At 63.6% G+C, this 25,862-nt stretch carries 17 protein-coding genes and 3 rRNA genes; 15 read left to right on the top strand and 5 right to left on the bottom strand.

Annotated elements, in window-relative coordinates; genetic code table 11:
* Positions 1-45 precede the first annotated feature (45 nt).
* The 5 genes from QF047_RS12995 to rrf all read left to right on the top strand — a co-directional run bounded on the left by QF047_RS12995 (position 46) and on the right by rrf (position 9,710).
* A complete protein-coding gene (locus QF047_RS12995) occupies positions 46-2,274 on the top strand; it encodes an AAA family ATPase (RefSeq protein ID WP_306639027.1) in 2,229 nt (742 codons plus the stop codon).
* An 89-nt stretch (positions 2,275-2,363) separates the two neighbouring features.
* Positions 2,364-3,677 carry a tyrosine--tRNA ligase gene (gene tyrS, locus QF047_RS12990; protein ID WP_307277642.1) on the top strand — a complete coding sequence of 438 codons (1,314 nt, stop codon included), beginning with the start codon at positions 2,364-2,366 and terminating at the stop codon, positions 3,675-3,677.
* 493 nt (positions 3,678-4,170) lie between these two features.
* A 16S ribosomal RNA gene (locus QF047_RS12985) occupies positions 4,171-5,696 on the top strand.
* Between the two features lie 538 nt (positions 5,697-6,234).
* Positions 6,235-9,359: ribosomal RNA gene (locus QF047_RS12980) — 23S ribosomal RNA — on the top strand.
* 234 nt (positions 9,360-9,593) lie between these two features.
* Positions 9,594-9,710, top strand: a 5S ribosomal RNA gene (gene rrf, locus QF047_RS12975).
* The 16S, 23S and 5S rRNA genes sit together here, the layout of an rRNA operon.
* Positions 9,711-10,509: 799 nt before the next feature.
* On the opposite strand, the gene QF047_RS12970 is transcribed toward rrf, so the two are convergent.
* Positions 10,510-11,496 carry a hypothetical protein gene (locus tag QF047_RS12970; RefSeq protein WP_307277639.1) on the bottom strand — a complete coding sequence of 329 codons (987 nt, stop codon included), beginning with the start codon at positions 11,494-11,496 and terminating at the stop codon, positions 10,510-10,512.
* A gap of 6 nt (positions 11,497-11,502) precedes the next feature.
* Between QF047_RS12970 and QF047_RS12965 the strand changes: the two genes are divergently transcribed.
* From QF047_RS12965 to xerD, 9 genes are all read left to right on the top strand, one after another.
* Positions 11,503-12,435, top strand: a complete 933-nt coding sequence (locus QF047_RS12965) for a hypothetical protein (RefSeq protein ID WP_307277637.1) — start codon at positions 11,503-11,505, stop codon at positions 12,433-12,435.
* Between the two features lie 4 nt (positions 12,436-12,439).
* Positions 12,440-13,429: an HAD-IIA family hydrolase gene (locus QF047_RS12960; protein WP_307277634.1), complete on the top strand. Its 990-nt coding sequence runs from the start codon at positions 12,440-12,442 to the stop codon at positions 13,427-13,429.
* Positions 13,430-13,438: 9 nt separating this feature from the next.
* Positions 13,439-13,663, top strand: coding sequence for a hypothetical protein (locus QF047_RS12955; protein ID WP_306632875.1), 225 nt, complete (start codon positions 13,439-13,441; stop codon positions 13,661-13,663).
* Positions 13,663-14,478 carry a TlyA family RNA methyltransferase gene (locus QF047_RS12950; RefSeq protein WP_306632876.1) on the top strand — a complete coding sequence of 272 codons (816 nt, stop codon included), beginning with the start codon at positions 13,663-13,665 and terminating at the stop codon, positions 14,476-14,478. Before QF047_RS12955 ends, QF047_RS12950 begins: the two co-directional genes overlap by 1 nt.
* A gap of 13 nt (positions 14,479-14,491) precedes the next feature.
* Positions 14,492-15,517: an NAD kinase gene (locus QF047_RS12945; RefSeq protein ID WP_306632878.1), complete on the top strand. Its 1,026-nt coding sequence runs from the start codon at positions 14,492-14,494 to the stop codon at positions 15,515-15,517.
* Between the two features lie 3 nt (positions 15,518-15,520).
* Positions 15,521-17,260 (top strand): DNA repair protein RecN, encoded by a 1,740-nt coding sequence (gene recN / locus QF047_RS12940; protein WP_307277626.1) that lies wholly within the window; start codon positions 15,521-15,523, stop codon positions 17,258-17,260.
* A 113-nt stretch (positions 17,261-17,373) separates the two neighbouring features.
* Positions 17,374-19,143 (top strand): CTP synthase, encoded by a 1,770-nt coding sequence (locus QF047_RS12935; RefSeq protein WP_307277623.1) that lies wholly within the window; start codon positions 17,374-17,376, stop codon positions 19,141-19,143.
* Positions 19,144-19,168: 25 nt separating this feature from the next.
* A complete protein-coding gene (locus tag QF047_RS12930; protein WP_307277621.1) occupies positions 19,169-19,828 on the top strand; it encodes an NUDIX hydrolase in 660 nt (219 codons plus the stop codon).
* Positions 19,828-20,859 (top strand): site-specific tyrosine recombinase XerD, encoded by a 1,032-nt coding sequence (xerD, locus tag QF047_RS12925; RefSeq protein ID WP_307277618.1) that lies wholly within the window; start codon positions 19,828-19,830, stop codon positions 20,857-20,859. Before QF047_RS12930 ends, xerD begins: the two co-directional genes overlap by 1 nt.
* Positions 20,860-20,907: 48 nt before the next feature.
* On the opposite strand, the gene QF047_RS12920 is transcribed toward xerD, so the two are convergent.
* Positions 20,908-21,597 carry a hypothetical protein gene (locus QF047_RS12920; RefSeq protein ID WP_307277615.1) on the bottom strand — a complete coding sequence of 230 codons (690 nt, stop codon included), beginning with the start codon at positions 21,595-21,597 and terminating at the stop codon, positions 20,908-20,910.
* 76 nt (positions 21,598-21,673) lie between these two features.
* On the opposite strand from QF047_RS12920, the gene QF047_RS12915 reads away from it, so the two are divergent.
* Positions 21,674-22,156: an 8-oxo-dGTP diphosphatase gene (locus tag QF047_RS12915; protein WP_307277612.1), complete on the top strand. Its 483-nt coding sequence runs from the start codon at positions 21,674-21,676 to the stop codon at positions 22,154-22,156.
* A 76-nt stretch (positions 22,157-22,232) separates the two neighbouring features.
* On the opposite strand, the gene QF047_RS12910 is transcribed toward QF047_RS12915, so the two are convergent.
* Genes QF047_RS12910 through QF047_RS12900 form a run of 3 tightly spaced genes read right to left on the bottom strand, consistent with a single transcriptional unit; the run spans position 22,233 to position 25,852 of the window.
* Positions 22,233-23,372 (bottom strand): bifunctional 2-methylcitrate synthase/citrate synthase, encoded by a 1,140-nt coding sequence (locus QF047_RS12910; RefSeq protein WP_307277610.1) that lies wholly within the window; start codon positions 23,370-23,372, stop codon positions 22,233-22,235.
* Between the two features lie 57 nt (positions 23,373-23,429).
* On the bottom strand, positions 23,430-24,332 hold the full coding sequence (gene prpB, locus QF047_RS12905) for a methylisocitrate lyase (RefSeq protein WP_307277606.1): 903 nt from the start codon (positions 24,330-24,332) through the stop codon (positions 23,430-23,432).
* Positions 24,332-25,852, bottom strand: a complete 1,521-nt coding sequence (locus QF047_RS12900; RefSeq protein ID WP_307277604.1) for an MmgE/PrpD family protein — start codon at positions 25,850-25,852, stop codon at positions 24,332-24,334. The genes prpB and QF047_RS12900 overlap by 1 nt, the downstream gene beginning before the upstream one ends.
* Between the last annotated feature and the right edge of the window lie 10 nt (positions 25,853-25,862).

The raw sequence follows: 25,862 nt of genomic DNA, 5'->3' as shown, positions 1-25,862 counted from the left end.
AGGTTGTAGAATGGACGGTCTGTCTTTTGCGATAGGGGAACGTTAATGCTCGACGCCGATTTGGCCCACGAACGGGACTATGTTGCCGGGCTGTATGCCCGGCTGGAGGAGCTCCGCGAGGAAAAGCGCAAGCAGCTTGCGCAGGTCCGGCGGGCAGGGGCCGTGGGCACCATGCAGAACGTTTCCGAGCGTGATGCTTTCGCGGCTTTGTATGAGGACCGCCTGGCGCAGCTGGATGCGGTGGATGACCGGCTGGTGTTCGGCCGCCTGGACCTGGACTCCGGGGAAGCCCAGTACATCGGCCGTATCGGCCTCACCACCGAGGACCTGCAGCGGCTCATGGTGGACTGGCGCGCGCCCGAAGCCGGGCATTTCTACCAGGCCACAGCCTTCGACCGGCAGGGCGTCCGCCGCCGCCGCCACCTGATCCTGCAGGGCCGCGAAGTCAAAGCCATCGAGGATGATGTCCTCGACGCCGACATGCTGACGGACGACGAGTCCCTGCAGGGCGAAGGCGCCCTGCTCGCGGCCTTGAACTCCAAGCGCACCGGCCGGATGTCTGACATCGTCAGCACCATCCAGTCCGAACAGGACCGCATCATCCGGTCCTCCATCTCCGGTGCCGTGGTGGTCCAGGGCGGACCCGGCACGGGCAAGACCGCTGTGGCGCTGCACCGCGCCGCCTACCTGCTGTATACCCACCGGGACCGACTGAAGTCTGCCGGCGTGCTGCTGGTGGGCCCGTCGTCGTCGTTTATGAAGTACATCGAAAGGGTGCTGCCTTCGCTGGGCGAGACCGGCGTCGTAATGGCCAGCGTGGGCCGCCTGATGCCCGGCATCAACGCCGTTCCGGAACCTGATGCCGACGTCGCGGCCATCAAGGGACGCCTCGATATGGCTGCCATCGTGGCCAACGCCGTGGCCAACCGCCAGCGCATTCCCGCGGAGAACCGGATCCTGGAGGTGGACGGCCGCAGGCTGGTGCTGACCCCGCGCCAGGTCCGCCGTGCCCGTGAACGTGCCCGTTCCACCGGTAAGCCACACAACGAGGCCCGCGTGACGTTCGTCAAGATCCTGCTGCGCGAACTGACGGAGCAGATGACCGAGCTGGTGGAAGCCGGGAACATCGGCAACAACGCGGACCGCTCCTACCTGGCCGAGGACGTCCGCACCGCCCGTGATGTGCGGATTGCCCTCAACCTGTGCTGGATGCCGATGACGCCCGAGAAGCTGATCTCGGAGCTGTTCAGCAAGCCGGCTGTGCTGGAGTTCTGCACTCCGCACCTGGCTCCGGCCGAGCGAGCCCTGCTGCTGCGGCCCGCTGACGCGCCCTGGACCGAGTCCGATGTCCCGCTGCTGGACGAAGCCGCCGAGCTCCTGGGCGAGTTGGACCCCGCAGCCGGCCGGGGCCTGGCGCAGCAGGAGCATGACCGCGCCCGGGATCTGGCCAACGCCAAGCAGACGCTGGTCAACATGGAGGCAGCCGGGGTTGATCCGCTGATGTCCGCCGAGGAACTGGCAGAGCAGAACCAGGAACAGGAAGCGCGGCTGACCGCAGCGGAGCGTGCCACGAGCGACCGCACGTGGGCCTTCGGGCACATTGTGGTGGATGAGGCGCAGGAACTTTCGCCCATGCAGTGGCGCCTGCTGGTCCGCCGCTGCCCGCTGAAGTCCTTCACCATAGTGGGGGACATCGCGCAGACGAGTTCCGTGGCCGGGGCGAATTCCTGGCAGGGTGCGCTCGCCCCGATGTTCGGGGACCGCTGGCAGCTGGAAGAACTGACCGTCAACTACCGCACCCCGTCCCAGATTGCCGAGGCGGCGGTCCGGATGGCCAACGCGGCGGGGCTTGTGGTTTCCGCGCCGAAGGCCGTGCGGGAAGGGCGCTGGTCGCCCGTCATTGATGAGGTGGAGCCGGGCCAGGTGGTCAGCCGCCTGCTGGAGGTCCTGCCGGAAGAACTGGGAGCGCTCGACGGCGGCCTGCTGGCAGTCATCGCCGACGGTCACCTTTTGCCGGAGGCCACCGCCGCCCTGCGCGCCGAGTATGGCCGCCGGATCGGCACCGGTGCCGGCAGCTACGAGCAGGACATCGTGGTGATCAGCCCCCGTGAAGCCAAAGGCCTGGAGTTCGACGGCGTAGTGGTGCTGGAGCCCGCCACGATGCTGAACCACGAGCATGGCAAGGTGGGGGACCTGTACGTTGCCATGACCCGCGCCACCCAGCGGCTCCGGCTGATTGCTGCCGAGCCCGTACCGGCCGGCATCAAGCGCTGACCCTTTCTGGCTGGTGTCCCGTTTCGGGGCGCGGGTGCCCGGGCCTTCGTCCGGCGCCCGCGCCCGGTAATACTGCTAACTTAGAAGGCGTGCCGGAAATCAACAGCCTCGAATCGCAACAGAACGACCCCACTTTTGCCAACGTCTGGCAGGAACTGAAGTGGCGTGGCCTGGTCCACGTCTCCACCGACGAAGCAGAGCTGGAAAAGCTCCTCGCCGGTGCACCGGTCACGTACTATTGCGGCTTCGATCCCACCGCACCGAGCCTCCACCTGGGCAACCTGGTCCAGCTGCTCGTGATGCGCCGGCTGCAGCTGGCCGGCCACATGCCCCTCGGGCTCGTGGGCGGTTCCACCGGCCTGATCGGCGACCCCCGCCCCACCGCCGAGCGCACCTTGAACACCAAGGACACCGTGGCCGAATGGGTGGGCTACCTGCAGGCGCAGGTGAGCCGGTTCCTCAGCGTCGAGGGCGGCAACGCTGCACGGATGGTCAACAACCTGGACTGGACAGCGCCGCTGAGCGCCATCGACTTCCTGCGTGAAGTAGGCAAGCACTTCCGCGTGGGGACCATGCTGCGCAAGGACGCCGTGGCTTCGCGGCTGAACTCCGACGAGGGCATCAGCTACACCGAGTTCAGCTACCAGATCCTTCAGGGCATGGATTACCTCCAGCTGTACCGGGACTACGGCTGCATGCTGCAGACCGGCGGGTCGGACCAGTGGGGCAACCTCACCAGTGGTACCGAGCTGATCCGCAAGGTGGAGGGCAAGAGCGTCCACGCCCTGGGAACCCCGTTGATCACCAACTCGGACGGTACTAAGTTCGGCAAGAGCGAAGGCAACGCCATCTGGCTCGACGCCGGCATGTGCAGCCCGTACGCCTTCTACCAGTTCTGGCTCAACACCGCAGACGCTGACGTTGTGGACCGGTTGAAGGTGTTCACCTTCCTGACCCGGTCGGAGATTGAAGAAGTTGCCCAGGCAGTCGCCGAACGTCCGTTTGCCCGTGAAGGCCAGCGGAAGCTTGCCTTCGAAGTCACTTCGCTGGTGCACGGAGTGGAGGCCACCGAAAAGGTCATCGCCGCTTCGGCTGCGCTGTTCGGCAACGGTGACCTGTCAGCGCTGGACAAGTCGACGCTGCAGGCGGCTACCTCAGAGCTTCCCTCCACCACTGTTCAGGTGGACGCGCTTGGGATCGTTGATCTGCTGGTTGCCTCCGGTCTTTCGGACAGCAAGTCTGCTGCCCGGCGCACGGTTGGTGAGGGCGGAGCCTATGTGAACAACGAGAAGGTGCTGGACCCTGAAGCTGTGATCCCGGAGTCCGAACTCCTGCATGGGCAGTACCTCCTCCTGCGCAGGGGCAAGAAGAACCTGGCCACAGTCGAAGTACTGGTTCCCTAGCCCAAAGAAACACACTTTGCACGCTCCTCCGCAGGCGATTTGCACGCCCGCGGAGGGGCGTGTATTGTTTTCTGAGTCGCCACCGCCGAGTGGTGACAAACCCCCAACAAATAAGAAGCAATTCTTGGCCGCGCAAAGCGTGGATTGAAGAAAATGCTTCGCTTTTTTGCTGGGCGGATTCATTCCACCGAGTGAATTCCGGAAAAATAACCGGATTTGCAAAGTGAAATTGAATGAAATAAGATTGAAACATCGCAGCGAAGAAATACGGAATAGAAATTCATTGAATGGATTGTTTCGGGAATATTCGAATGTGTCTGTTGTTTGAGAACTCAATAGTGTGCCAAGTTTGTTGATACCGATTTTTTATTAAATTGGTTGGATTTGCCGGGCTGCCCGCCCCTGTGGGTGGTCTGGTTTTTACAGCTGGTTTCAAATTTTGTGCAGCTTTTGGTCCCGTTTTCCCGGGGCTGGGGGTTGTGTCTGTTTTTCTTCAACGGAGAGTTTGATCCTGGCTCAGGATGAACGCTGGCGGCGTGCTTAACACATGCAAGTCGAACGATGATCTCCAGCTTGCTGGGGGGATTAGTGGCGAACGGGTGAGTAACACGTGAGTAACCTGCCCTTAACTCTGGGATAAGCCTGGGAAACTGGGTCTAATACCGGATATGACTGATCATCGCATGGTGGTTGGTGGAAAGCTTTTTTGTGGTTTTGGATGGACTCGCGGCCTATCAGCTTGTTGGTGAGGTAATGGCTCACCAAGGCGACGACGGGTAGCCGGCCTGAGAGGGTGACCGGCCACACTGGGACTGAGACACGGCCCAGACTCCTACGGGAGGCAGCAGTGGGGAATATTGCACAATGGGCGCAAGCCTGATGCAGCGACGCCGCGTGAGGGATGACGGCCTTCGGGTTGTAAACCTCTTTCAGTAGGGAAGAAGCGAAAGTGACGGTACCTGCAGAAGAAGCGCCGGCTAACTACGTGCCAGCAGCCGCGGTAATACGTAGGGCGCAAGCGTTATCCGGAATTATTGGGCGTAAAGAGCTCGTAGGCGGTTTGTCGCGTCTGCCGTGAAAGTCCGGGGCTCAACTCCGGATCTGCGGTGGGTACGGGCAGACTAGAGTGATGTAGGGGAGACTGGAATTCCTGGTGTAGCGGTGAAATGCGCAGATATCAGGAGGAACACCGATGGCGAAGGCAGGTCTCTGGGCATTAACTGACGCTGAGGAGCGAAAGCATGGGGAGCGAACAGGATTAGATACCCTGGTAGTCCATGCCGTAAACGTTGGGCACTAGGTGTGGGGGACATTCCACGTTTTCCGCGCCGTAGCTAACGCATTAAGTGCCCCGCCTGGGGAGTACGGCCGCAAGGCTAAAACTCAAAGGAATTGACGGGGGCCCGCACAAGCGGCGGAGCATGCGGATTAATTCGATGCAACGCGAAGAACCTTACCAAGGCTTGACATGAACCGGAAACGCCTGGAAACAGGTGCCCCGCTTGCGGTCGGTTTACAGGTGGTGCATGGTTGTCGTCAGCTCGTGTCGTGAGATGTTGGGTTAAGTCCCGCAACGAGCGCAACCCTCGTTCTATGTTGCCAGCACGTGATGGTGGGGACTCATAGGAGACTGCCGGGGTCAACTCGGAGGAAGGTGGGGACGACGTCAAATCATCATGCCCCTTATGTCTTGGGCTTCACGCATGCTACAATGGCCGGTACAAAGGGTTGCGATACTGTGAGGTGGAGCTAATCCCAAAAAGCCGGTCTCAGTTCGGATTGGGGTCTGCAACTCGACCCCATGAAGTCGGAGTCGCTAGTAATCGCAGATCAGCAACGCTGCGGTGAATACGTTCCCGGGCCTTGTACACACCGCCCGTCAAGTCACGAAAGTTGGTAACACCCGAAGCCGGTGGCCTAACCCCTTGTGGGAGGGAGCTGTCGAAGGTGGGACTGGCGATTGGGACTAAGTCGTAACAAGGTAGCCGTACCGGAAGGTGCGGCTGGATCACCTCCTTTCTAAGGAGCACCTACGGATTGTTCATGCCATGTATGTGGTGTGGGGGTTTGTCAGGAGTAAAAGCCCGTTGCGCAGACGCAAGTTCTGCGGCGGGTGCTCATGGGTGGAATATCAACAAATAGCGGCTGCTTGTGTTTCTTTCTTGTCTAGTACGGATGCTTTGGTGTCCTGGAACGGCGGGGTTGGGGTGCGGGTGGTTTAGTGTTTGGCACACTGTTGGGTCCTGAGGCAACAGGGCCGGGGGTTGTTCGTGGCTTTGGCTGTGGTTCCCCTGGGTTTGTTTGTTTCTGGTTTCCTGGCTGCACCGATCATGCGCGGAGGCCCTTTCGGGGGTTGTTGTGTGGGGTGTGTGGTTTGGGGTTGTTGTTTGAGAACTACATAGTGGACGCGAGCATCTTTTATAAGAAGCAATTTCCAAGAATATGAACCTGGATCTGGCTGCGCTTGGTGATGACTGGCCCCTTTTTGGGGGTTGGTGGTTGTTGGGTGTGGTTGGTTTTCGTGGTTCTCTCGTGAATTAGTTTTTTGATCTTTTGTGGTCAAGTTTTTAAGAGCACACGGTGGATGCCTTGGCATTAGGAGCCGAAGAAGGACGTAGGAATCTGCGATAAGCCTGGGGGAGTCGATAACCGGACTGTGATCCCAGGGTGTCCGAATGGGGAAACCCCGCCAGACGCGCGAGTGATCTGGTGACCCGCATCTGAACACATAGGGTGCGTGGAGGGAACGCGGGGAAGTGAAACATCTCAGTACCCGCAGGAAGAGAAAACAATAGTGATTCCGTTAGTAGTGGCGAGCGAACGCGGATCAGGCTAAACCGTTCCATGTGTGATAGCCGGCGGGCGTTGCATGGTCGGGGTTGTGGGACTTTCCGTTCTGTCTCTGCCGGGACAGTGGGGTGTGATGTGCAGGCATAGGTGAACGGTCTTGAAAGGCCGGCCAGAGAGGGTGCGAGCCCCGTAACCGTAATGTTGTGTACCGCCTGGAGAGTATCCCAAGTAGCACGGGGCCCGAGAAATCCCGTGTGAATCTGTCAGGACCACCTGATAAGCCTAAATACTCCCTAATGACCGATAGCGGACCAGTACCGTGAGGGAAAGGTGAAAAGTACCCCGGGAGGGGAGTGAAACAGTACCTGAAACCGTGTGCTTACAATCCGTCGGAGCAGCCTTGTAGTTGTGACGGCGTGCCTTTTGAAGAATGAGCCTGCGAGTTAGTGTTACGTCGCGAGGTTAACCCGTGTGGGGAAGCCGTAGCGAAAGCGAGTCTGAATAGGGCGTTGCAGTGGCGTGATCTAGACCCGAAGCGAAGTGATCTACCCATGGCCAGGTTGAAGCGACGGTAAGACGTCGTGGAGGACCGAACCCACTTCAGTTGAAAATGGAGGGGATGAGCTGTGGGTAGGGGTGAAAGGCCAATCAAACTTCGTGATAGCTGGTTCTCCCCGAAATGCATTTAGGTGCAGCGTTGCGTGTTTCTTGCTGGAGGTAGAGCTACTGGATGGCTAATGGGCCCTACAAGGTTACTGACGTCAGCCAAACTCCGAATGCCGGTAAGTGAGAGCGCAGCAGTGAGACTGTGGGGGATAAGCTTCATAGTCGAGAGGGAAACAGCCCAGACCACCAACTAAGGCCCCTAAGTGTGTGCTAAGTGGGAAAGGATGTGGAGTTGCCCAGACAACCAGGAGGTTGGCTTAGAAGCAGCCATCCTTAAAAGAGTGCGTAATAGCTCACTGGTCAAGTGATTCCGCGCCGACAATGTAGCGGGGCTCAAGTACACCGCCGAAGTTGTGGCATTCAGATTTTTGCTAAGCCCTTGTGGTTCAGGCGTCTGGATGGGTAGGGGAGCGTCGTGTGGGCGGTGAAGTCGCGGTGTAAACCAGCGGTGGAGCCTACACGAGTGAGAATGCAGGCATGAGTAGCGAAAGACGGGTGAGAAACCCGTCCGCCGAATGATCAAGGGTTCCAGGGTCAAGCTAATCTGCCCTGGGTAAGTCGGGACCTAAGGCGAGGCCGACAGGCGTAGTCGATGGACAACGGGTTGATATTCCCGTACCGGCGAAAAACCGCCCATGCTGAACAGGGGATACTAACTGCCCGAGACCTGCCCGATCACCCTTGTGGTGTGAGGGTTTTGGTGGAGCGCAGGACCTGATCCTGGGAGGCAAGCGTATTAACAGGTGTGACGCAGGAAGGTAGCCGAGCCGGGCGATGGTTGTCCCGGTCTAAGGATGTAGGGCGAACGGTAGGCAAATCCGCTGTTCATGATGCCTGAGATCTGATGGGACCCCCGTTTGGGGGGATTTGGTGATCCTATGCTGCCGAGAAAAGCATCGACGCGAGGTTTTAGCCGCCCGTACCCCAAACCGACACAGGTGATCAGGTAGAGAATACTAAGGCGATCGAGAGAATTATGGTTAAGGAACTCGGCAAAATGCCCCCGTAACTTCGGGAGAAGGGGGGCCCCAACCTTGATGGACACAAGCTGTCCGGAGGGGATCGGGGCCGCAGAGACCAGGGGGAAGCGACTGTTTACTAAAAACACAGGTCCGTGCGAAGTCGCAAGACGATGTATACGGACTGACTCCTGCCCGGTGCTGGAAGGTTAAGAGGACCGGTTAGCCTCACGGCGAAGCTGAGAATTTAAGCCCCAGTAAACGGCGGTGGTAACTATAACCATCCTAAGGTAGCGAAATTCCTTGTCGGGTAAGTTCCGACCTGCACGAATGGAGTAACGACTTCCCCGCTGTCTCAACCATAAACTCGGCGAAATTGCAGTACGAGTAAAGATGCTCGTTACGCGCAGCAGGACGGAAAGACCCCGAGACCTTTACTATAGTTTGGTATTGGTGTTCGGAGTGGCTTGTGTAGGATAGGTGGGAGACGTTGAAGCCCGGACGCCAGTTCGGGTGGAGTCATCGTTGAAATACCACTCTGGTCACTTTGGACATCTAACTTCGGCCCGTAATCCGGGTCAGGGACAGTGCCTGATGGGTAGTTTAACTGGGGCGGTTGCCTCCTAAAAAGTAACGGAGGCGCCCAAAGGTTCCCTCAGCCTGGTTGGCAATCAGGTGTCGAGTGTAAGTGCACAAGGGAGCTTGACTGTGAGAGAGACATCTCGAGCAGGGACGAAAGTCGGGACTAGTGATCCGGCGGTACATTGTGGAATGGCCGTCGCTCAACGGATAAAAGGTACCTCGGGGATAACAGGCTGATCTTGCCCAAGAGTCCATATCGACGGCATGGTTTGGCACCTCGATGTCGGCTCGTCGCATCCTGGGGCTGGAGTAGGTCCCAAGGGTTGGGCTGTTCGCCCATTAAAGCGGTACGCGAGCTGGGTTTAGAACGTCGTGAGACAGTTCGGTCCCTATCCGCTGCGCGCGCAGGAAATTTGAGAAGGGCTGTCCTTAGTACGAGAGGACCGGGACGGACGAACCTCTGGTGTGTCAGTTGTACTGCCAAGTGCACCGCTGATTAGCTACGTTCGGATGGGATAACCGCTGAAAGCATCTAAGCGGGAAGCTCGCTTCAAGATGAGATTTCCATACACCTTGTGTGTGAGAGGCCCCCAGCCAGACCACTGGGTTGATAGGCCGGATGTGGAAGCGAGGACTAACGACTCGTGAAGCTGACCGGTACTAATAGGCCGATAACTTACACCACACACCATTCACCGTGAACGGACTCTTCAAAGACGTTCACACCAGGTGATGGTAAAAAGAAACAAGACTGCTTGCGTCCACTATGTGGTTCCCAAACAACAAACCAAACCAATGGTTTCGTTGCCACAGGAACACACAATTGAATAACAACACCACTGCTGCATCACTGCAGAACATGTTGTAACCACAGATTTCCCACACCACCCCGCAAAGGGTGTGTGACGGGTAGAAGGGTTACGGCGGTCATAGCGTGGGGGAAACGCCCGGTCCCATTCCGAACCCGGAAGCTAAGACCCACAGCGCCGATGGTACTGCACCCGGGAGGGTGTGGGAGAGTAGGTCACCGCCGGACATAAATTAAAGAGTAGGGCCCTGACAAACGACGTCAGGGCCCTACTCTGCTTTAACCCCCAAAACCGCCAACACGCCCCATCACCTCCCGCACCGGTCCGGGGAACGCCCCATCACCTCCCGCACCGGTCCGGGGAACGCCCCATCACCTCCCGCACCGGTCCGGGGAACGCCCCATCACCTCCCGCACCGGTCCGGGGAACGCCCCATCACCTCCCGCACCGGTCCGGGGAACGCCCCATCACCTCCCGCACCGGTCCGGGGAACGCCCCATCACCTCCCGCACCGGTCCGGGGAACGCCCCATCACCTCCCGCACCGGTCCGGGGAACGCCCCATCACCTCCCGCACCGATCCAGGGGACGCTCCATCACGTCCCGTCCCACATCCCGGAACGCCCCATCAGCTTCCGAGCCCACCGGGCGAACGCACTATCACCAGGGGAGCAGCGCCGCCGTCGAACTCCTGGAAGTGATGGGGCGTTGGGTCGAAGCCTGCAGGACGTGATGGCGCGTCGCTCCAAAACCTGCAGGAGGTGATGGGGCGTCGGTGTGAAGATTGCCACGATGCAGTTCTTTGGCCTTGGGCCGGTCCTGCCCGGGGAGGCAACTCCACTAGAATTGATGAAGATGTACGGACTTCGAAGCGCTTGATTTCGGGTTGCGTAGGAAACGAAACACGGATACGAGCGGCTGCGATTGCGCCAGTGGTCGGCTCACAACAGGAGGAATCCACATGGCTGAGCACAACGGCGGCAACCGCGGCGGGAATGACCGCGGCGGGTTCCGCGGACACAACAACTCAGGCGGCGAGCCCCGCGGTTTCCGGTCCCGCACCAACCGGGACAACTCCGATCCCTCCAGGGGTGCAGCCGGTGGCGGAGAGCGGAAGCCTTTCGGTGACCGCGACAAGAAGCCTTTTGGTGACCGTCCGCGCCGCGAGGGCGAGGGCGATCGTCGTGGTTTTGGTGGAGGAGAGCGTAAGCCGTTCGGTGACCGCGACAGGAAGCCTTTTGGTGACCGGGACAACCGGTCCGCTGGTGACCGTCCGCGCCGGGACGGTGAAGGTGACCGCAGGGGCTTTGGTGGTGGAGAGCGTAAGCCCTACGGTGATCGCGACAATAACCGGTCCTTTGGCGATCGTCCGCGCCGCGAGGGTGAAGGTGACCGTCGGGGCATTGGTGGTGGAGAGCGGAAGCCGTTCGGTGACCGTGACCGTAAGCCTTTTGGTGACCGTCCGCGCCGTGACGGCGAGGGTGACCGCCGTGGTTTTGGTGGTGGAGAGCGGAAGCCGTTCGGGGACCGCGACAGGAAGCCTTATGGTGATCGCGATAACCGGTCCTTTGGTGACCGTCCGCGCCGCGATGGCGAGGGTGACCGTCGTGGTTTTGGTGGTGGAGAGCGGAAGCCGTTCGGGGACCGCGACAGGAAGCCTTATGGTGACCGCGATAACCGGTCCTTTGGTGACCGTCCGCGCCGTGACGGTGAAGGTGACCGCCGGGGCTTTGGTGGCGGAGAAAACCGCAAGCCGTTTGGCGACCGCAGCGAACGTCCAAGCAGCGACCGTCCCAGCCGCGGCGATGCTGGTCCCCGCACCTTCGGTCGCGACCGCCAGGAAGAACGCCCGGCCCGTGTACCCAACATGCGCGACCTCCGCAGTGCCAACCGTCCGGACCGGGAACGGTCTCCGGACATCGACGAGGATGTCACGGGCAAGGAGCTTGACCGTGCCACACAACACCAGATCAAAACCCTTGAGGCAAACAACGCGGAATGGGTCGCCCGCCACCTGGTGATGGCCGGCCGCCTCATTGACGACGAGCCCGAACTCGCCTTCCAGCACGCGCTGGCCGCCAGCCGGCGCGGCGGCAGGCTTGCTGCCGTCCGCGAAGCCGTAGGCCTCACCGCCTACGCGGCCGGTCACTACGGCGAGGCACTTCGGGAATTCCGGACGTACCGCCGGATCAGCGGCTCCAACGTGCACCTGCCCGTGATGGCCGACTGTGAACGTGGGCTGGGCCGCCCCGACCGCGCACTCGACGTGGTCCGCTCCGAGGAAGCCCAGGACCTGGACGCCCCCGGCAAGGTTGAACTTGCCATTGTTGCAGCGGGCGCACGCACGGACCTTGGCCAGCTGGACGCCGCTGTTGCAGAACTGGAGATCGCACAGTTGGATATCAACCGCGCGTTCTCCTACAGCCCCCGGCTCTTCCGCGCCTATGCAGACGCACTGGCGGCCGTGGGCCGCACCTTCGAGGCCGAGAAGTGGCAGAAACAGGCCGTTGTAGCCGAAAACGCACTGGGCCTGGGCGTTGACGAAGAACCCGACATCATTGACCTTGGCTGGGACGAGGAAGAAGAAGCCCGCGAGGAGGCCGAGCGGCGCCGGCTCCTGGACCGCGCGTCCAGCGCGTCCGGTGCAGCCGCAACGGCACCTGCTGCCGCTGAAGCTTCCGCTGCACCCACAGAGGCTTCAATCACAGAGGCTTCAACCGCAGATGCTGCAACCACGGACGCTGCCGGCACCGAGGCACTGGAAGCGCCCGCAGCCGAAGAAACGGTGGACGCAAGCATCGATGACCAGGAAGCGGACTACTTCGTTTCAGATGACGCTGAGTCTGACGAGGACTCGGTAGAGCTCGACGATCTGGACCAGAACGGAGAAGACCTGGCGGAAGCCAACGATCCAGAGGACCAGCAGGACCACCAGGATCGCCGGGAAGACTAAGCGGATGACTGAAGCAAGCCTGATCTCCCGTTTCGATGCGTTGCTGGCCGACCTGGACGGGGTGGTGTACGCCGGCCCGCAAGCGATCCCCGGTGCAGTGGAATCACTCCAGCAGCTTGCGGGCCTGGGCATAGGCCTGGGCTACGTGACAAACAACGCGTCCCGGACCCCGGCGCAGGTCGCGGCCCACCTCCGGGAGCTGGGCGCACCGGCCGCCGACGAGCAAGTGGTCAGCTCGTCGCAGGCAGCCGCGGAGCTGCTCGCCTCGGAGCTGCCCCCGGGTTCCCGGGTGCTCATTACCGGAAGCCCTGCCCTGGCCGAGGAAATTGAGCTGGTGGGCCTGGTACCGGTGTACAGCCAGGACGAGAACCCAGTGGCGGTAGTCCAAGGCTTCAACCCCGCCATCGGCTGGAAAGAACTCGCTGAGGCGTCCTACGTTGTGGCGGCCGGAACCCTGTGGGTGGCCACCAACACGGACATGTCCATCCCGCAGGCCCGCGGCATCGCACCCGGCAACGGAACCCTGGTGGCCGCAGTCACTGCTGCCACGGGCCAGACGCCCCGCGTGGCCGGCAAACCGGAGGCTCCGCTCTTCCACTCCGCCGCCAAGCGGCTCGGAGCCGAGCGCCCGCTGGTGGTGGGGGACCGGCTGGACACGGACATCCTGGGCGGCAACAACGCCGGCTTTGCCACCGTGGCCGTACTGACCGGCGTCGACACCCGGCAGACCATCCTGGCTGCCCGCGCCGCCGAACGGCCCGACTACATCATCAGCTCCCTGACGGACCTCTACCGCCCCTATCCCGAGGTGACGCACGACGACGGCACCTACGTGTGCGGTGAAGCAACGGCGCGCGTGGCTAACGGAGCCGTGGGCATCATTGGCAGCCAGGACAACCTCGATTCCTGGCGGGCGGCCTGTGCGGCCTGGTGGGCGGCCACCCCGGACGCCTCCGCGGCGAAGGCACCGCAACTGGCCTGGCTGGATCATTAGACTGTTTGAATGACTGAGCTGAGTCCGCCTGACGAATCCGCAGCAGCCCAGCCCTCTCCGGACTGGCCGCTGGACAGCCAACCCGAGGTGACCGACCATCTCGTCCATCAGGCCCTGGCGCCCTTGACGGCATTGCCTGGGCTGCCTGTGGCGGGGCACGAAGCGGTCTACAACGCACTTCACGACGAACTGCGGGGCGCCCTGGATTCGGACCCCTCGGACGGTGGCGCCTGATGCCGGTGCGGCTCGACCAGGCCCTGGTTGCCCGCGGCCTTGCCAGGTCGCGCACCCACGCCGCGTCGCTGATTGCAGAAGGAAAAGTCAGCTCAGCCGGCCAGGTGCTTGGCAAGGCATCGCTCCAGGTCGCTGAGGACAGGGACCTGGTGGTCCTGCATGACGATCAGGACACCTACGTGAGCCGGGCCGGGCACAAACTGGCCGGCGCACTCGATGCCTTCCCCGAGGTTTCGGCACAAGGCAAAAGGTGCCTCGACGCCGGCGCCTCCACCGGCGGCTTCACCGATGTCCTGCTCCGCCGGGGCGCCGCGCATGTGGTGGCGGTCGACGTCGGGCATGGCCAGCTGGTGCCACAGCTGCGGGAGGATCCGCGCGTGGAAGTCCACGAGGGACTCAACGTGAGGTACATGTCGCCCGAAGACATCGGCGGCCCGGCGGCGCTGACCGTGGCTGACCTGTCCTTCATTTCGCTGACCCTGGTGGTCCAGCCCCTGGCGGAATGCACCGAACCGGGCGGGGACCTGGTGCTCATGGTGAAGCCTCAATTTGAGATCGGCAAGGACCGGCTGGGACGCACCGGGGTGGTGACTTCCGAGCGGGAACGGCGGATGGCGGTGGAAAAAGTGGCCCGGGCCGCCCTCGACGCCGGCCTGGACCTGCGCGGCCTCGCACAGAGCCCGCTGCCCGGCCAGGACGGAAACGTCGAATACTTCCTGTGGATAAACCGCCGGAACAGCCAAGAGTTGCCTAAGATCGAAGAGCGAGACGCAGCCACCGCTGCCTTGCTCGGACGAATCTGGCACAACCACTAGAGAGCGGAACCTGATGAGCAGGCGTGTACTGGTCCTCGCCCACACCGGCCGCGAGGAATCACTGAAGGCCGCCTGGGAGGCCTGCGGCCAGCTGCACGCCTCCGGCATCGTCCCGGTGATGCAGGACTCAGAACTGGCCGACATGGAACGCTTCTTCGGTCACCTTGCCCAGCCTGTGGAAGTGCTTCACGACCACGTCCAGCTGCCGGACGTTGAACTGGTGATGGTCCTGGGCGGCGACGGCACCATCCTCCGCGCGGCCGAGCTGGTCCGGGAAGTTGATGTACCCCTGCTGGGCGTGAACCTCGGCCATGTTGGCTTCCTCGCCGAGAGCGAGCGGGCGGACCTCGCCCAGACCGTTGAATGGATCGCCAGGCGGGACTACACGGTGGAAGAGCGCATGACCATCGACGTCCAGGTCTGGGTCCGGGGGCAGAAGATCTGGCACACGTGGGCGCTGAACGAAGCAGCGATCGAAAAAGCCAACCGGGAACGCATGCTGGAATTGGTGACCGAAGTGGATGAGCGTCCCCTGACTTCCTTCGGCAGCGACGGCATCGTGCTCGCGACCCCCACCGGGTCAACTGCCTACGCATTCTCCGCGGGCGGCCCTGTAGTCTGGCCGGAAGTGGAGGCGCTGGTCATCGTGCCCATCAGCGCCCACGCGCTCTTCGCCAAGCCCCTGGTGGTCTCGCCCCGCTCACGCCTCGCCGTCGAAGTCCTGGGCCGTACCGACGCCCAGGGCGTCCTCTGGTGTGACGGCCGGCGCTCGGTGGACCTGCCGCCGGGCGCCCGCGTTGAGGTCACCAAATCAGCCACCCCGGTGCGGCTGGCCCGCACCCACCAGACTCCGTTCTCGGCCCGGCTGGTACGCAAGTTTGAGCTGCCCATCCACGGCTGGCGCGGCCCTGTCCCCAAGGCTGACGCCATCCACACCGGCCCCATTCCAATCGTCCGGACGCCCCGCCCCATGCCGCCGCTCCAGGTGCCTGGCAGCGGGCAGCCGGACAGCGATCCCGATCCCTCAACCGCAAAGTGAACCATGCTTGAAGAACTGAGAATCCGCGATCTGGGCGTCATCACTGACGCAACACTGCCGCTGGGCCCCGGGCTGAGCGTGGTGACCGGCGAGACCGGCGCCGGCAAGACCATGGTGGTCACCGCCGTCGGCCTCCTCCTCGGCGCCCGCTCTGACGCCGGTGCCGTCCGGAGCGGCGCCAAAAGCGCAACTGCCGAGGCAGTGCTGAAGCTCGACGCCGGCCATCCCGCCATCGAGCGTGCCCTGGAGGCGGGGGCGGAGGCGGAAGAGTTCGACGGCGGCGCGGAACTGATCCTGGCCCGCCGGCTGGGTGCGGACGGCCGCAGCCGCGCTTTCCTGGGCGGCAGGGCCGCCCCGGTGGGCGTCCTCGCCGAGATCGGCGAGACCCTGGTGGTGGTGCACGGCCAATCGGACCAGATCAGGCTCAAGGGCGCCACCGCCCAACGCGGGGCGCTGGACAAATTCGCCGGCGAAGCCCTCGCCGGCCAGCTAGCCGGCTACCAGGAGCTGTACAACCACTGGAAATCCAGCCAGGCCGAGCTGGACACCCTGCGCAGCGCTGCCCGGGACCGGCTGCGGGAAGCAGAATCCCTGGAGGCCGCCCTCGCCGAAATCGACGACGTGGATCCCCAGCCCGGGGAGGACGAACTCCTCAAGGCAGAGGCAGTGAAGCTGGCCAATGTGGAGGAGCTGCGGATCGCCGCGAGCACGGCACATCAGGCACTCATCGCGGAGGATTTCGGTGAGGCGGGCGACGCCACCACGCTGGTCGACGCCGCCAAACGCACGCTGGAACACGTGGCCGAGCACGACGCCGAACTCGGCTCCGCGGCAACCCGCCTCGCCGAGGTGGGCTTCCTGCTGAACGATATCGCCACTGATCTCGCCAGCTACCAGGCCAGCCTGGACACGGAGGGGCCGGAACGGCTCGCGGAGATCGAGGACCGGCGGGCCGTCCTGGCCAAGCTCATCCGCAAGTACGCCCCGTCCATTGACGAAGTCCTTGAGTGGGCCGAAAAAGCCCGCGTGCGGTTCGATGAACTGCAGGACGATTCAACCCGCATCGAAGCCCTGGACGCGGAAGTGGTCAAGGCGGAGGCGGACCTGCAGAAGCAGGGCGCCGCCATCAGCAAGATCAGGGCCAAGGCCGCCAAGAACCTTTCCGCCCGGGTCAGTGCCGAGCTGAAGGCCCTGGCCATGGCCGACGCCACCTTGGTGATCAACCTCGAGGCCACAGGCCAACTGGGACCGCACGGCGCGGACGAGATCAGCTTCCTGCTCCAGCCGCACTCCGGCGCCCCGGCCCGGCCGCTGGGCAAGGGGGCGTCCGGCGGTGAGCTCTCGCGGGTCATGCTGGCCATCGAAGTGGTGCTCGCCGCCGTCGACCCCGTCCCCACGTTCGTCTTCGACGAGGTGGATGCAGGAGTGGGCGGACGTGCCGCCGTCGAGATCGGACGCCGGCTGGCCATGCTGGCCCGGCACGTGCAGGTGCTGGTGGTCACGCACCTGCCGCAGGTGGCCGCCTTCGCGGACCAGCACATCACCGTCACTAAAACTTCCGTCAGGGGAGCCGACGGCAAGACCGCCACGGGATTCACCTCGAGTGATGTCCGCCTCCTCAATGGCCCCGAGCGGGTCCGGGAACTGGCGCGCATGCTGGCCGGCCAGGAGGACTCGGAATCGGCCCGGGCGCACGCCCAGGAGCTGCTGGACGACGCGAAACTGCTGCCACAGCGGGCCTGACCGGGTACGGCAAGGCATTGGCAAACAGGGGCCGGCCCTTGCTTCCCGGACGGCCGGACCCGCAGACTGGATCATTTGGGGAACAGTTTCCGGACCCGTGGAAGGCTCATTTGATGATAGGCTCGAATTCCGTGGTGCAGCGATCAAATTCCCGTATAAATTCCCGGTTCCCGGGCTCGTCCAAGACGACCAAACACATCTTCGTAACCGGTGGTGTGGCGTCCTCGCTCGGTAAGGGACTGACGGCATCAAGCCTCGGTCATCTGCTGCGGGCACGCGGCCTGTCTGTAACTATGCAGAAGCTCGATCCCTACCTGAATGTGGATCCGGGCACGATGAACCCCTTCCAGCACGGCGAAGTCTTCGTCACGGATGACGGCGCCGAGACTGACCTGGACATCGGACACTACGAACGCTTCCTCGATGAAAACCTTGAGGGTTCGGCCAACGTGACCACCGGCCAGGTGTACTCCACCGTCATCGCCAAGGAACGCCGCGGCGAATACCTGGGTGACACCGTGCAGGTCATCCCGCACATCACCGATGAGATCAAGCGCCGCATGCGCCTGCCCGCCGAAGGCAAGAACGCCCCCGATGTCATCATCACCGAAATCGGCGGCACTGTTGGCGATATCGAGTCCCAGCCGTTCCTCGAATCGGCCCGCCAGGTCCGCCAGGACATCGGCCGGACCAACGTCTTCTTCCTGCACGTCTCCCTGGTTCCCTACATCGGGCCGTCCCAGGAACTGAAGACCAAGCCCACCCAGCACTCCGTCGCCGCGCTGCGCTCCATCGGCATCCAGCCCGAAGCGATCGTTATCCGCTCGGATCGTGAAGTGCCGGACGCCATGCGCGAAAAGATCGGCCGCATGTGCGACGTGGACATCGACGCCGTGGTGAACGCCGCTGATGCACCCAGCATCTACGACATCCCCAAGACGCTGCACAGCCAGGGGCTGGATTCCTACATCGTGCGTGCCCTGGACCTTCCCTTCAAGGACGTGGACTGGACCAGCTGGGACAAGCTCCTGGAGGCTGTCCACAACCCCAAGCACCACGTGGAAATCGCGCTGGTGGGCAAGTACATCGATCTGCCGGACGCCTACCTGTCCGTGACCGAGGCCCTGCGCGCCGGCGGTTTCGCCAACGACACCAAGGTCAAGATCCGCTGGGTCCCCTCGGACGAATGCGAAACCCGCGAAGGAGCCATCCAGGCACTGGACGGTGTCGATGCCATCTGCGTCCCCGGCGGCTTCGGCATCCGCGGGCTGGAGGGCAAGCTCGGCGCGCTGAAGTTCGCCCGCGAAAGCAAGCTTCCGGTCCTGGGACTTTGCCTGGGCCTGCAGTGCATGGTCATCGAATACGCCCGCAACGTGGTGGGGCTGGAAGGCGCGTCCTCCAGCGAATTCGAGCCGGATTCCAAGTACCCCGTCATCGCCACGATGGAAGAGCAGCTGGAGTTCGTTGAGGGCCGCGGCGACCTGGGCGGCACCATGCGCCTGGGCCTGTACGAAGCAAAGCTCGACCCCGGTTCGGTCATCGCCGAAACCTACGGCAAGACCACCGTCAGCGAACGCCACCGCCACCGCTACGAGGTCAACAACAAGTACCGCGACCAGATCGCGGCCGAAGGGCTGGTCTTCTCCGGCACGTCCCCGGACGGCAAGCTCGTGGAGTTCGTTGAGCTGCCCGCGGAGGTCCACCCGTACTACGTTGCCACCCAGGCGCACCCCGAGCTGAGCTCCCGCCCCACCCGGCCGCACCCGCTGTTTGCCGGCCTGGTGAAGGCGGCGCTGGACCACCAGTCGGGCGCCGACACGGCCGCCACCCAGGGTGCCGGTGCTGCCGAGGCCGCGCCGTCCGGTACGGTAGCCGCTAAGTAGTTCGTACGATACAAAGGACGGCGCGATGCCCGGTACACACGAAGCCACCCACGTAGTAAAGGTTTCGGATGCACCGAGCCCGCGCCGTCTTTTGTCCACGGAGAAGGTCTACGAGGGCCGCATCTGGGACGTGGTCAGTGATACCTTCCAGCTGCAGGACAGCGGCGAAGCCCTCACCAGGGATTACATTGACCACCCCGGCGCCGTTGCCATCCTGCCGATGAACAACGACGGCGAGATCCTCCTCCTCAAGCAGTACCGGCACCCCGTGGGTATGGACCTGTGGGAGATCCCGGCAGGCTTGCTGGACGTGGAGGGCGAGGAGTTCCAGGCAGGCGCGGCGCGCGAACTCGCCGAAGAGGCGGACCTCGCCGCCGGCACGTGGAACGTCCTGGCCGACGTCTTCAATTCACCGGGTTCCTCGAGCGAGGCCATCAGGATCTACCTGGCCCGAGACCTCACCGAGGTTCCGCACCACGAACGCCACGAGCGGACGGACGAAGAAGCCGAGATCGAGTTCCACTGGATCAACCTGGATGACGCCGTGGAGTCCGTGCTGGCCGGCCGCCTCCACAACCCGTCCGCCGTCGTCGGGATCCTTGCGGCGGCAGCTGCCCGTGCTGATGGATTTGCCGGGCTCCGGCCAGCGGATGCGCCCTGGCCCGAGCACCACAGCCAGCGCTGATGGCCCCTGGTCCTTCGGCACTGCCAGCTGAGGCGGTGTTCCCGGCTGAAGCGGCATTGCCTGCTGGGGAGGCGGTGACCGTCCCGGCGGCGGCTCCAACGCCCGTCGAGCGGGGCATCACCGACTACCTCCAGCACATGGGGGTGGAACGGGGACTGGCTGCCAATACCCTGGCCGCGTACCGCAGGGACCTGGCCCGGTATTCCCGTTACCTTGCGGCCGCGGGCTGCGGCCGGCCCGAAGACATCACCCGGCATCACGTCACGGGGTACGTGCGTGCCTTGGCGGACGGGTCCGACGGCGGTACAGCCTTGGGCGTGCGGTCTGCGGCGAGGACAGTGGTCGCCGTGCGCGGCCTGCACAAGTTCTGGGCATTGGAAGGGTTCACGCCCACCGACCCTGCCAGCGACGTCCATCCGCCGATGCCCGGGAAGCGGCTGCCGAAGGCCATCAGCGTGGACGAGGTCACCAGAATCCTGGAGGCGGCCGGCACGGATACCGCCACCGGCCTGCGGGACCGTGCCCTGCTCGAGTTCCTTTACTCCACCGGTGCCCGCATCAGCGAGGCCGTCGGCCTGGATGTGGACGACATTTCCCTCCAGGAAGCGGACACCGGGCCGGCGATCGTGCGCCTTTTCGGAAAGGGCTCCAAGGAACGGCTCGTGCCGCTCGGGTCCTACGGAGCCCGGGCCCTGGACGCCTACCTGGTCCGCGGCCGTCCGCTGCTGGCGGCCAAGGGTAAAGGCACGCCAGCCTTGTTCCTGAATGCGCGCGGCGGCCGGATCAGCCGCCAGAGTGCGTGGACCATCCTGAAGGCTGCGGCAGAAAAGGCCAACATCACCAAAGACGTTTCACCGCATACCCTCCGGCACTCCTTCGCCACGCACCTGCTCGAAGGCGGCGCGGACGTTCGAGTAGTCCAGGAACTGCTGGGTCACGCCTCGGTGACGACCACCCAGGTGTACACACTGGTCACCGCGGACACCTTGCGCGAAATCTACGCTGCGGCCCATCCGCGCGCGCTCGGCTGAGGCTGCCAGGAGCAGCCCTGGGCTGCCTGCATTTTCTCCGGGGGACAGCTAGGGCAGCGCCTCGAGGGTCAGTTCCACCGGGCCCAGCAGGAAAGCCAGCACGGACGTGCCCATCCCCGCGAGCAACATCAGCCCCGGATGGGCCAGGCCAACCACCACCCGGCGCAGCCGCGGACGGCCGCGGAGGAACGATTTCGGCACCCGCGAGAGCGCAGGGGTCTGCCGCCAGCCGCGAAGCCTCCGCAGGAACCAGGCACAACGGGCAACAAACGCCAGCCACAGGACGGCCACCACCAGCGGAAACAAGGCTGCCATCAGGTTGAACCCCAGGGCAGTCACTTCACGCTCGGAATCACCCGCCAGGGCTTGGATGGTAGTGGAAATGGACGCACTCAGGACTACCGATATGGCCCACACCATAAATGCCGCAACGAGCGCCAGGAAACGCACGAAGAACAGGCCCAATACTGATTCCCGCGCGGCCTTCACCTGCTGCCGTGGAGTCACATGCAGCACGGCCAGGGTGCTGAGCAGCGTGGGCAGGGCAGCCGCGGCCACCAGCAAATACCAGGTCCAGCCCGCCAGGTCCACGAATTCATCCGTCACAATGAGCACCGTCCAGAAACCGGCCCAGGCCCAGCCCCAGTACAAAGGGTTATGCACCAGCCACTCCGGCAGCCGGGCGTCAAGGTTCGAGATGCGGGCCGGCCGTATCCCGGGTGCAGTTTCGGGAGTCACACGTAGAGCTTGGCATATTCAGCGCCCGCTGGCGCTCCTTCATTGAGAACTCCCCAGACGCCATAGGCTTGAGCGCATGACTGCAGCCCGGATTAGTCTCTGCTTCCTGCTCCGTGACGGGGTTTCCGGCCGGCAAGTGCTGCTGGGCCTGAAGAAGACCGGATTCGGGCGCGGAAAGATCGTCGGCATTGGCGGCCACGTCGAAGCGGGGGAGAGCGAGGCCGAAGCCGCGGTCCGCGAGGTGCGGGAGGAAGCCGACATCGGGCTCCGGCACGAAGACCTGAGGGACGCGGGCGTTGTGCGCTTCGTGTTTCCCGCCAAACCGGAGTGGGACATGGACACCCGGCTGTTCACTGCCGTCCGCTGGGACGGTGAGCCCACCGAGAGCGCCGAGATCGCTCCGGCCTGGTTCGACACCGCCAGCCTTCCGGTGGACAGGATGTGGCAGGACGCCGACCACTGGCTGCCGGTAGTCCTGGAAGGCGGCAGGGTCAACATCGTGGTGACCATGGACAACGACAACGAAGCCGTGGCCTCCTCGGAAAGCCTTCTCTTCTAAACAAGTGCCAGGGAACCGTCGCGGCCCGGCCACCGTGAGGTGACCGGGCCGGCGTCGTGCTTCCGGAAAACCCTCCCTAGGGAACGTGCCGCTCCTCCGGGCCCACGTATTCGCTGAGCGGGCGGATCAGCGAGTTGGCGTCCAGCTGCTCCATGATGTGTGCCGTCCACCCGGTGATGCGGCTGGCCACAAACAGGGGGGTGAACGTGGCGGTGTCGAATCCCATGAGGTGGTAGGTGGGGCCGGCAGGATAGTCCAGGTTGGGCTTGATGGCCTTGGCTTCTTCCATGGCCGTCTCCAGGCCGTTGTACAGCCCCAGCAGCTCGGGCCGGCCGTAGTGGGCAATCATCTTGTCCAGGGCGGCCTTCATGGTGGGCACGCGGGAGTCGCCGTGCTTGTAGACGCGGTGGCCGAACCCCATGACCTTCTTTTTCTGCGTCAGCGCGTTTGCCATCCATGTTTTGGCCCGCGCCGCCGCGTCCTCCAGTGACTCCTGCGGCCGGATGCCGATCTCGTCGAAGGTGTGCATGACGGCCTCGTTGGCACCACCGTGCAGTGGGCCCTTCAACGCGCCTATGGCTCCGGTGACCGCCGAATGGAGGTCCGAGAGGGTAGAGGTGATGACCCGGGCGGTGAAGGTGGACGCGTTGAAGGAGTGCTCGGCGTAGAGGATCATCGACACGTTGAAGGCCTCCACCACCTCGGGCACCTGTTCCTCGCCGAAGGCCATCCACAGGAAGTTGGCCGAATAGCCCAGGTCGTCACGGGGTTCAATAACGCCCTGCCCGTGGCGCCGCCGCTGGTCGTACGCCACCACCGCCGGCATGGCAGCAAACAGGTCAATCGCCTTGGCCATGTTGGCCTCTCGCGAGGAATCCTCGGCCAGCGGGTGCCGGGCGCCCAGCACCGAGGCCGCCGTCCGGCACACATCCATCGGATGGGACGTCTCCGGCAGAGCATCGATGACCTGCTTGACCACCGGATCCAGGGCGCGGCCGGCCCGCTCCCGCGCCATGAACTCCGCCAGCTGCTCCTGGCTGGGCAGCTCACCGTTCCACAGCAGGTAGGCCACCTCCTCGAAGCTGCACCTTGCGGCCAGCTCCTGGACGGGGTAGCCCCTGTACAGCAGGGAGTTGGTGTCCGGGTTGACCTTCGAGACGGACGTGTAATCCACTACGACGCCGTCAAGACCCTTTTTGATGTCCACTTCAGCCATGCTGAAACTCCTTCGTTCCTGTCGCCTGTTGTACCGGCGGTACCGGCGCGGTTTTCCCTACTCCCCGGGGACCCGGAAATTGAACACTCCGCTGTCAAAGCGGTTGTAGCCTTCGTAGTCAACGAGATCGTATAGCCGGGCACGGGTCAGCATGCTGCCAACCTGCGCCTCCTGCGTGCCGTCAGCCTTAATCGATTCCAGCGTACGCTCGGCAGCACCCATGGCACTACGGAGAAGGGTCACGGGATAAATGACCAGGTTGACGCCGGCGCCCTGGAGCTGGTCTACCGTGAACAGATCGCTCTTGCCGAACTCGGTCATGTTGGCCAGGATGGGCACGTCTACGGCGTCACGGATCGCCTGGAACTCCTCGAGGGAGGCCATCGCTTCGGGGAAGATCGCGTCGGCCCCGGCATCCACGAGTGCGCGGGCCCGGTCCTGCGCTGCGGCCAGTCCCTCCACCGCCCGGATGTCGGTGCGGGCCATGATGAGGAAGTTGGGGTCGCGGCGGGCGTCGGCGGCGGCGCGGATGCGTTTGGTGGCGGTCTCCAGGTCCACCACGTTCTTTCCGTCGAGGTGCCCGCAGCGTTTGGGGTTGAACTGGTCCTCGATGTGCAGCCCGGCCAGGCCGGCGTTTTCGATCTCCTGCACGGTGCGGGCCACATTCATCGGTTCCCCAAAACCGGTGTCGGCGTCCACGATGGCGGGCAGGTCGGTCATGCGGGCGATCTGCCCGGCCCTGGTGGCGACTTCGGTGAGGGTGGTCAGGCCGATGTCCGGCAGTCCCAGGTCGTTGGCCAGGACTGCCCCGGAGATGTAGACGCCTTCGAAGCCTTTTTCTTCGATGAGCCGGGCGGAGAGGGGGTTGAACGCCCCGGGGAATTGGGCGATGGTGCCGGCGGCCAGCAGTTCGCGGAACCGGATGCGCTTCTGTTCGGGGGTGATTTTGGAGTACAGCATCAGAAGAGTCCCTTGGGTGCGGCGCCGAGGTCGATGACCCCGGGGGCGGCGGTGATGTTCAGCTGGTCCAGTTCCCTTGCGGCGAGTTCGGGGAGGCGTTCGACGGCGGTGAGGAACCTTTCGATTTCGGCTTCCTCCACCAGTCCGGCGGCGAGGGTGCGGAACTTGTTGATGTACTGTTCCCGGCCGAAGGGGCGGGCGCCGAGCGGGTGGGCGTCGGCGACGGCAATCTCATCGGTAATCACGGTGCCGTCGGTGAGCGTGATTTCCACCGAACCGCCGAAAGCCTTCTCTGCAATGTCCAGGGAGTGGTAGCGGCGGGTCCATTCCGGGTCTTCCTCCGTGCTGACCTTCTGCCACAGTTCCACGGTGTCCGGCCGGCCGGCTCGTTTGGGGGAGTAGGAGTCCACGTGGTGCCAGGCGCCGTCCTGCAGAGCGACGGTGAAGATGTACGGGATGGAGTGGTCCAGCGTCTCCCTCGAGGCGCTGGGGGAGTACTTCTGCGGATCGTTGGCGCCGGAACCGATGACGTAGTGCGTGTGGTGGCTGGTCCTGATCAGCACCGACTTCACGTTAGCGGGGTCGGTTGCCTCGGGGTGCTCGCGGTTGAGCTTGCGGGCGAGATCGATCCAGGCCTGGGCCTGGTACTCGGCTGAGTGTTCCTTGGTGTAGGTGTCCAGGATGGCGCGCTTGGCCTCCCCTGGAGTTGGCAGCGGAACCATGTAGGAGGCGTCCGGTCCGTCGAGCAGCCAGGCGATCACGCCGTCTTCGCCTTCGTAGATCGGCACCGGGGAGGTCTGGCCGCGCATGGCACGGTCTGCCGCTTCCACGGCCATCTTGCCGGCGAACGCAGGGGCGTGCGCCTTCCAGGTGGAGATCTCGCCCTTGCGGGATTGCCGGGTCGCGGTGGTGGTGTGCAGTGCCTGCCCGACGGACTGGAAGATCGTTTCGACGTCGAGCCCCAGCAACGTGCCGATCCCGGCCGCGGCTGACGGGCCGAGGTGGGCCACGTGGTCGATCTTGTGCTTGTGCAGGCAGATCGCCTTCACCAGGTTCACCTGGATCTCATACCCGGTAGCGATGGCCCGCACCAGGTCCCGGCCGGTGGAGCCCACGTGCTGTGCCACAGCCAAAATCGGCGGGATGTTGTCACCCGGGTGGGAATAGTCTGCGGCAAGGAAGGTGTCGTGGTAGTCCAGTTCACGGACTGCAACGCCGTTGGCCCAGGCAGCCCATTCGGGCGAGACGCGTTCGCCGATGCCGAACACCTTCGCACCCTTCCCGCCGGTGCTGGGCGCGTGCGCCAAGGCCTGGGCCCGGGCCGCCACGATCGGTGCCCGGTTCAGTGATGCGACCGCCACCGAAGCGTTGTCGATGATCCGGTTGATGACCATCTCTGTGACCTCGGCGGTCACCTCCACGGGGTCGGCGGCAACCGTGGCGATCTTATGGGCAAGCTGGTCCTCGCGGGGAAGGTTCTCTTCGCTCTTGTAGACGCGGACGTGGTGTTCCTTGACCATGGGGCTCCTT

It is taken from the genome of Arthrobacter sp. W4I7 (genome assembly GCF_030816215.1).
Lineage (GTDB): Bacteria > Actinomycetota > Actinomycetes > Actinomycetales > Micrococcaceae > Arthrobacter > Arthrobacter siccitolerans_A.
Note: the sequence above shows the minus strand (reverse complement) of the source record. Positions and strands in the feature narration are given on the sequence as shown.

Bases quoted from the DNA above. Each gene is read 5' to 3' on its own strand.
- QF047_RS12995 (WP_306639027.1), top strand. From the start codon at position 46: ATGCTCGACGCCGATTTGGCCCACGAACGGGACTATGTTGCCGGGCTG.
- QF047_RS12910 (WP_307277610.1), bottom strand. From the start codon at position 23,372: ATGGCTGAAGTGGACATCAAAAAGGGTCTTGACGGCGTCGTAGTGGAT.
- QF047_RS12900 (WP_307277604.1), bottom strand. From the start codon at position 25,852: ATGGTCAAGGAACACCACGTCCGCGTCTACAAGAGCGAAGAGAACCTT.
- prpB (WP_307277606.1), bottom strand. From the start codon at position 24,332: ATGCTGTACTCCAAAATCACCCCCGAACAGAAGCGCATCCGGTTCCGC.
- xerD (WP_307277618.1), top strand. From the start codon at position 19,828: ATGGCCCCTGGTCCTTCGGCACTGCCAGCTGAGGCGGTGTTCCCGGCT.
- QF047_RS12915 (WP_307277612.1), top strand. From the start codon at position 21,674: ATGACTGCAGCCCGGATTAGTCTCTGCTTCCTGCTCCGTGACGGGGTT.
- QF047_RS12945 (WP_306632878.1), top strand. From the start codon at position 14,492: ATGAGCAGGCGTGTACTGGTCCTCGCCCACACCGGCCGCGAGGAATCA.
- QF047_RS12935 (WP_307277623.1), top strand. From the start codon at position 17,374: ATGATAGGCTCGAATTCCGTGGTGCAGCGATCAAATTCCCGTATAAAT.
- QF047_RS12930 (WP_307277621.1), top strand. From the start codon at position 19,169: ATGCCCGGTACACACGAAGCCACCCACGTAGTAAAGGTTTCGGATGCA.
- QF047_RS12960 (WP_307277634.1), top strand. From the start codon at position 12,440: ATGACTGAAGCAAGCCTGATCTCCCGTTTCGATGCGTTGCTGGCCGAC.
- QF047_RS12950 (WP_306632876.1), top strand. From the start codon at position 13,663: ATGCCGGTGCGGCTCGACCAGGCCCTGGTTGCCCGCGGCCTTGCCAGG.
- QF047_RS12965 (WP_307277637.1), top strand. From the start codon at position 11,503: ATGGCCGGCCGCCTCATTGACGACGAGCCCGAACTCGCCTTCCAGCAC.
- QF047_RS12955 (WP_306632875.1), top strand. From the start codon at position 13,439: ATGACTGAGCTGAGTCCGCCTGACGAATCCGCAGCAGCCCAGCCCTCT.
- recN (WP_307277626.1), top strand. From the start codon at position 15,521: ATGCTTGAAGAACTGAGAATCCGCGATCTGGGCGTCATCACTGACGCA.